Genomic DNA, 6,561 nt, shown 5'->3' with positions numbered 1-6,561 from the left:
GGCGGGATCGACCATCTGGGCGAGGAGGCCTACCCGCCGAACCTGCGCCAGCTCGCGGACCGAGCCGTCGGGAAGCGTGGTGCGGAACAGCGGCAGCTTCTGCGGCTGGCCTGGCACCGCCACTTCGACCTGGGCGAAGGGCAGGAACGACGGTGGAAACTCCAGAAGGGCGCTCTGGGTCTTGAACGATGACAGCACCAGCCACAGCACCGGGCCGAACATCAGCACGACGCCGAGCGCGAGATAGGCGTAGGCCGCGATGTCGGTCCAGTGCAGCGGCCGACCGGGGCCGTTGCGACGTTGACCGAGCAAACTCCCAAGCGAAATCCTAAGGCGCATGGCGGCTCCTCAGATCTCTTTGCGCCGCGCGGCGGCGAATTGCAGGAGCGTCAGGACGAAGAGGACGAGGCCGAGCACGACGGAGGCGGCGGCGGCGAGGCCGAAATTCTGCACCTGGCTGGCGAAGCCGGTTTCGTAGATGTACTGGACCACCATCAGCGTCGCGGTGCCCGGACCGCCGCCGGTCAGCACGAAGACCTCGTCGAAGGTCTGCGCGCCCTTGATGAGCGCGAGCACGATCACGACGATCATGTTGGGCCACAGCAGCGGCAGCGTGATGCGTGTCAGCACGCGCCAGCGCGGGGTGGCGTCCATCTCCGCCGCCTCGTAGAGGTCCGCCGGGATCGCCTGCAGGCCGGCGAGCAGGATCAGCGTGTAGAAGCCCATATGCGCCCACACCGAGACGAACACCGCCCAGAACATCGCCCAGCTCGGGTCGACGAAGAACAGGATCTTCTGACCGCCGAGCGTGGTGAGGGCCGCGTTGAGCAGTCCGTCACGCTGCAAAATCCATTTCCAGATCAGCGCGACGACCACGGGCGAGAGCAGAACCGGGAAGAAATAGACCGCGCGGAAAATGCCGCGCCCGCGGATCTTCATGTTGAGGATCAGCGCGGTGACGAGCGAGAACAGCACCATCGCCGTCACCTGAAACGCGACGAATTTCGCCGTATTGGCGACGCCGCGCCAGAAATGATCCTCGCGGCAACTGGACGGATCGAGAAAGGAGCCGCAGTCGAACAGGTAGCCGAACTGCTCAGTGCCGACATAGGGGCGCTCTGAGGGAAACAGCGCCGTGCCGCCGGTCACCGAGAACACGACGTTGATGCCGATCGGCAGGAACACGAACAGGCCGAAGAAGGCGAAATTGGGCAGCAGGAACACATAGGCCATGCGTCGCGCACCGATCAGGCGCTGCAGCCATCGCATCGGCGGATCGAGCAGGCGCAGCGCGAGGTCCACGGGCAGGACCGCGACGCGCGCGAGCGCGCCTTCGGCCATGCCGGGCTGCGGCCGGGCGGCGGACGGAGCGTCCGACATCGCGGCGATCCCTCGATCCTGTGAGCCGGCTGTCTTCACGTCTTGCGCCGTCACTTCTTGTTGCGCTCGGCGATCTGCTGCGCGACATCGGTGGTGATGCGCTTGTAGGCGTCCTCGAGCGTCGTTTCGCCTGACACCGCCTGCCCGAGCCGGCTGATGGCGGCGTTGAAGATGATCCGGCTGTTGATGTAGCCCTGGGTCCGGTAGGCGAGCGGGGAGACCTGGGCAGCACTTGCGGTGAAGACCTTTAGCGCCGCGGCGGCTTCCGGGCTGGCCGTTGGATAGTCGATGCCTTTCTTGGCGAGCCCGAGATGGCCGGGCACGAACAGCGAGCGCGCATAAAACTCCGCCAGCACCGGCTCGCTCGCGAGATAATCCATCAGCCGCGCGACTTCCTTGGGATGCTGGGTGGTCTTGAAGGCCATGAGAGCGCCGCCGCCGGGCATGCTGCTGCACCCGCCGGGTCCGCAAGGGTTGGGGACCGCCACCCAGTCGAAGGCGTTGTCCACGGTCTTGGCGAACTGGGCGATCTGCCACGATCCGGACAGGTACATCACGACCTGTGCGTTCTTGAATTCGTCGTTGGCGGCGCGATAGGCGGTGCCGGAGACCGAGCCCCACAGCTCCTTCGACATGACGCCGGACTTGTGCCAGTCGTAGACCAGCTGCGCCGCGCGCTTGAAGCCGTCGTCCACCACATCAGGCTCGCCGTTCGCGCCAAAAATCTTCGTGCCTTGCGACATGGCAAGCGCATAGAAGCGATGGCCGGAGCGGTCGACCGCGAGCGGGAATGGCGCCTGGACCTTGCCCGCAACCTCCTTCGCCGCCTTCGCCCAATCCTCCCAGGTCGCCTTCTCGCCGGGCATCGCGACCCCGGCCTGCTCGAACAAGGTCTTGTTGACGAAGGGGCCGGTGACGGTGAGCTGGGTCATGAAGCCCGGAATGGCCTGCGTGTCGCCCGCCGGGCGCATCCATTCCAGGAAGGGCCCGAAATTCGTCTCCCAATAGCCGGGATCCTTGAGATAGGGCCGCATGTCGAGCGCGAAGCGGGACAGGCCGCCCATATCGACGACACGCGCGATGTCGGGGCCCTGCCCGGAAGCCAGCTGCACGGGCAGGTTCTCGTTGACCGCCTTGTAGGGCACCTGATCGAAAACGACGTCGATGTCCTTGTTCTGCTCGCGGAATCGCTTGAGCAGGTCGGCCATCACCTCGCCTTCGATGCCATCGGAGTACCAGGCCATCCGGATCGTGGTCGTCTCGGCCGACGCCGGGGCGCTGAATGCGGTGGCGGACAGAAGAGACAGGACGAGAGACGCGATAACGGGCTTGACGGCGCGCATGATCAATTTCCTCCACGCTCGCCGGCCCGGTCAGCCCGCGCGAGATTGGCGCAACAGGCCCGTTCTCCGACGGGGTCCTTTGGCGCAGGTGTTTCCTTCCCTATCGGCACCGGGTCGGATGCCGTTTTTCACGCCCCCGGGGCGCAGTTTTCCACTGAGCGCATGCGAGCCGGGCCAACCGTCCGACGCGCGTTTCCGAGGGCAAAATCAGTTTGGCAAACGTTTGCCAATATGTCAATCCGGTTCAAAACGACTTCTCGGGTCTCGGAAGAAGGCTCGACTGTGTCTATAGGTTGCAATCGGACCAGCCCCAGGGAGGCTCATGCCGGAAGACGTCTCACTTGCCACTGTCGCGGCCCGGGCGGGCGTCTCGGTTTCGACGGTATCGCGGATCGTCAACGGTGAGATGCGCCGCGCCTCGCCAGCGACGGTGGCGCGGGTGCTCGACGCGATCGAGGCGGTCGGCTACCGGCCGAATCCGGTGGGACGGGCGCTCAAGAGCGGCCAAAGCCAGCTTGTGGCGATGATCGCGGCCAATCTCGACAATCCTGCCATGGCAACGATCGCAAGCTCGACCGAGGCCGCGCTGCGCGAGGCCGGCTACGTCATGGTCCTCTGCGATACGCACGACCGGCCCGAACTTCAGGACGAATATCTCCACGCGATGCGGGCCCAGATGGTGCGCGGCTATGTCCTCGTTGCGGCGGTCGCGAGCCCCGGCTTGAGCGAGCTTTCCGCCTCCGGTGCGCCTGCGGTCTTCGTGACCCGTCGCAATCCGAGCGGCAGGGGCCCGTTCGTCGGGATCGACGATCGCGCTGCCGGCGCGGCCGTCGCCGACTATTTTGCCGATCTCGGGCGGCGCGCCCCGGCCGTTGTCTTCCCGCGCCTCGGCTCGTCCGCATCGCGCGACCGCGTGTCGGGCTTTTTGGCCAGGCTGCGCCAGCGTGGCTGGTCCGAAGACGCGATCATTCGGGCCGATGGGGACGGGCGATCGCATCTGCAAATCGGCTACGATGCCGGCGCACGCGTTTTCGGCGGCCGCGACATGCCGGACGCCATTCTCTGCGTGAGCGACCAGATCGCCTATGGCGTCAACCGGCGTGCGCGCGAGCGCGGCCTGAAGATCCCCGGCGATTGCGAGCTGGTCAGCATCGACGGCACGCCGCTCAATCAGTGGGTCGCACCCTGGCTGAAGTCGATCGAAATCCCCTATGCCGTCTACGGTGCGGAGATCGTCGCGGGCCTGCAATTGCTCTGGCGGGGCGAAGCCTTTGGCGAACGCCTGCTTCCCTACAGGTTCGGCTGACACGCGACGTTTCCTCGCTTGCCGCGCGTCTGGAGGCCGATCGGACGGAAGCCGGTATTCCGAGTGAGCGCGTGCGTCCTTTACCCAGCCGGGGCTAGAGATGTAAACCATTGCACCCCGGAACCCACCCTTCGCGAGAAAGCCAGCGCATGAGCACGACGCCGTCCACCATCATCTACACGCTGACCGATGAAGCTCCCGCCCTCGCCACGGTCGCGTTCCTGCCGATCGTGCGCGCCTTCACGACGGCGGCCGGGATCGACGTCACCACCAGCGATATCTCGGTGGCCGCGCGCATCCTCGGCGAATTTCCGGAATTTCTGACCGATGCGCAGCGGGTGCCCGACAACCTCGCCGAGCTCGGCCGGCTGACGCTGCTGCCCGGCACCAACATCATCAAGCTGCCCAACATCAGCGCCTCGGTGGCGCAGTTGATGGCGGCCATCAAGGAGCTGCAGGGCAAGGGCTACAAGATCCCGGATTATCCCGAGAGTCCCAAATCGGATGAAGAGAAGGCGATCCGGGCGCGCTACGCCAAATGCACCGGCAGCGCCGTCAATCCGGTGCTGCGCGAGGGCAATTCCGACCGTCGCGCACCGCTCGCGGTGAAGAACTACGCGCGCAAGAACCCGCACAGCATGGCGGAATGGAGCCAGGCCTCGCGCTCGCACGTCTCGCACATGCATCACGGCGACTTCTACCATGGCGAAAAATCCATGACGCTGGACAAGGCGCGCGACGTCAAGATGGAGCTGATCACGAAGAGCGGCAAGACGATCGTGCTCAAGCCAAAAGTGTCGCTGCTGGACCGCGAGGTGATCGACTCCATGTTCATGAGCAAGAAGGCGCTGCTGGAGTTCTACGAGCGTGAGATCGAGGACGCCTACAAGACCGGCGTGATGTTCTCGCTGCACGTCAAGGCCACCATGATGAAGGTGTCGCACCCAATCGTGTTCGGCCACTGCGTGAAGATCTTCTACCGCGACGCCTTCGAAAAGCACGGCGCGCTGTTCGAGGAGCTGGGCGTCAACGTCAACAACGGCATGGTCGACCTCTACAACAAGATCGCGACCCTGCCGCAGAGCAAGCAGGACGAGATCAAGCGCGACCTGCATGCCTGCCACGAGCACCGCCCCGAGCTCGCGATGGTCGATTCGGCCAAGGGCATCACCAATTTCCACTCGCCCAACGACATCATCGTCGATGCATCCATGCCCGCCATGATCCGCAACGGCGGCAAGATGTGGGGCGCCGACGGCCGCCTGAAGGACGTCAAGGCGGTGATGCCGGAAAGCACGTTTGCCCGCATCTACCAGGAGATGATCAATTTCTGTAAGTGGCACGGCGCGTTCGACCCGAAGACCATGGGCACCGTGCCCAATATCGGCCTGATGGCGCAGCAGGCCGAGGAATACGGCTCGCACGACAAGACCTTTGAAATCCCCGAAGACGGCGTCGCCAACATCACCGATCTCGCCACCGGCGAGGTGCTGCTCAGCGAGGACGTCGAGCAGGGCGACATCTGGCGCATGTGCCAGGTCAAGGATGCCGCGATCCGGGACTGGGTGAAGCTCGCCGTGACCCGCGCCCGCAACTCCGGCATGCCGGTCCTGTTCTGGCTCGATCCGTACCGTCCGCACGAGGCGCAGCTCATCACCAAGGTCAAGATGTACCTGCATGAGCACGACACCAGCGGCCTCGACATCCAGATCATGAGCCAGGTGCGCGCCATGCGCTACACGCTGGAGCGCGTTATTCGGGGCCAAGACACCATCAGCGCCACCGGCAACATCCTGCGCGACTATTTGACCGATTTGTTCCCGATCATGGAGCTCGGCACCTCGGCCAAGATGCTGTCCATCGTGCCGCTGATGGCCGGCGGCGGCATGTACGAGACCGGCGCCGGCGGCTCGGCGCCGAAGCACGTGCAGCAACTGGTGGAGGAGAACCATCTGCGCTGGGATTCGCTCGGCGAGTTCCTGGCGCTCGCCGTCTCGCTGGAAGACCTCGGCCTGAAGACGCGCAACCCGCAAGCCAAACTTCTCGCCAAGACGCTGGATGCCGCCACCGGCAAACTCCTGGACAACAGGAAGTCGCCGTCGCCGAAGACCGGCGAGCTCGACAACCGCGGCAGCCAGTTCTACCTCGCGATGTACTGGGCCCAGGAGCTTGCGGCCCAGACCGAGGACCCCGTCCTCCAGGCGCGCTTCAAGCCGTTGGCCGACGCGCTCGCCGGCAACGAGGAGAAGATCATCGCGGAGCTCGCCGCCGTGCAAGGCGTGCCCGCTGATATCGGCGGCTACTATCTGCCTGACTCCAAAAAGCGCGAGGCCATCATGCGCCCGAGCGCGACGCTGAACGCGGCGCTGGCGACGGTGGGAGGGTGATAGGCGGGTGTTCCTTCCAGCGGTGAACAATGTACTCAAAGCACGCTCGGCCTCACAGGTCGCAAATCGAGTTGAGTGCACTGCTATCGCAATCTGAAAAGCAAATGCCCGTCGGCTGATCACCGGCGGGCATTTGCTTTTCAGA

4 protein-coding genes and 1 pseudogene are annotated in these 6,561 nt (G+C 64.9%); 2 read left to right on the top strand and 3 right to left on the bottom strand.

Going from position 1 to position 6,561, the window contains the following annotated elements; translation table 11 throughout:
• The 3 genes and pseudogenes from C2U70_RS32515 to C2U70_RS32505 all read right to left on the bottom strand — a co-directional run.
• Nucleotides 1–339, bottom strand: a pseudogene (locus C2U70_RS32515) (carbohydrate ABC transporter permease); the annotation flags it as partial.
• A 9-nt stretch (nt 340–348) separates the two neighbouring features.
• Nucleotides 349–1,380 carry a carbohydrate ABC transporter permease gene (locus C2U70_RS32510; RefSeq protein ID WP_433960726.1) on the bottom strand — a complete coding sequence of 344 codons (1,032 nt, stop codon included), beginning with the start codon at nt 1,378–1,380 and terminating at the stop codon, nt 349–351.
• Nucleotides 1,381–1,430: 50 nt separating this feature from the next.
• Nucleotides 1,431–2,723: an ABC transporter substrate-binding protein gene (locus tag C2U70_RS32505; protein ID WP_140982840.1), complete on the bottom strand. Its 1,293-nt coding sequence runs from the start codon at nt 2,721–2,723 to the stop codon at nt 1,431–1,433.
• Nucleotides 2,724–3,045: 322 nt separating this feature from the next.
• Here C2U70_RS32505 and C2U70_RS32500 point away from each other — a divergent pair, with 322 nt between their 5' ends.
• Complete coding sequence (locus C2U70_RS32500) at nt 3,046–4,029, top strand: LacI family DNA-binding transcriptional regulator (RefSeq protein ID WP_140982837.1); 984 nt, start codon at nt 3,046–3,048, stop codon at nt 4,027–4,029.
• A 149-nt stretch (nt 4,030–4,178) separates the two neighbouring features.
• A complete protein-coding gene (locus tag C2U70_RS32495; protein WP_140982834.1) occupies nt 4,179–6,416 on the top strand; it encodes an NADP-dependent isocitrate dehydrogenase in 2,238 nt (745 codons plus the stop codon).
• Nucleotides 6,417–6,561 lie beyond the last annotated feature (145 nt).

It is taken from the genome of Bradyrhizobium guangdongense (genome assembly GCF_006483445.1).
Classification (GTDB): Bacteria; Pseudomonadota; Alphaproteobacteria; order Rhizobiales; family Xanthobacteraceae; genus Bradyrhizobium; species Bradyrhizobium guangdongense_A.
This window is presented reverse-complemented; position numbering and strand designations above follow the sequence as displayed.

Bases quoted from the DNA above. Each gene is read 5' to 3' on its own strand.
- C2U70_RS32510 (WP_433960726.1), bottom strand. From the start codon at position 1,380: ATGTCGGACGCTCCGTCCGCCGCCCGGCCGCAGCCCGGCATGGCCGAA.
- C2U70_RS32505 (WP_140982840.1), bottom strand. From the start codon at position 2,723: ATGCGCGCCGTCAAGCCCGTTATCGCGTCTCTCGTCCTGTCTCTTCTG.
- C2U70_RS32500 (WP_140982837.1), top strand. From the start codon at position 3,046: ATGCCGGAAGACGTCTCACTTGCCACTGTCGCGGCCCGGGCGGGCGTC.
- C2U70_RS32495 (WP_140982834.1), top strand. From the start codon at position 4,179: ATGAGCACGACGCCGTCCACCATCATCTACACGCTGACCGATGAAGCT.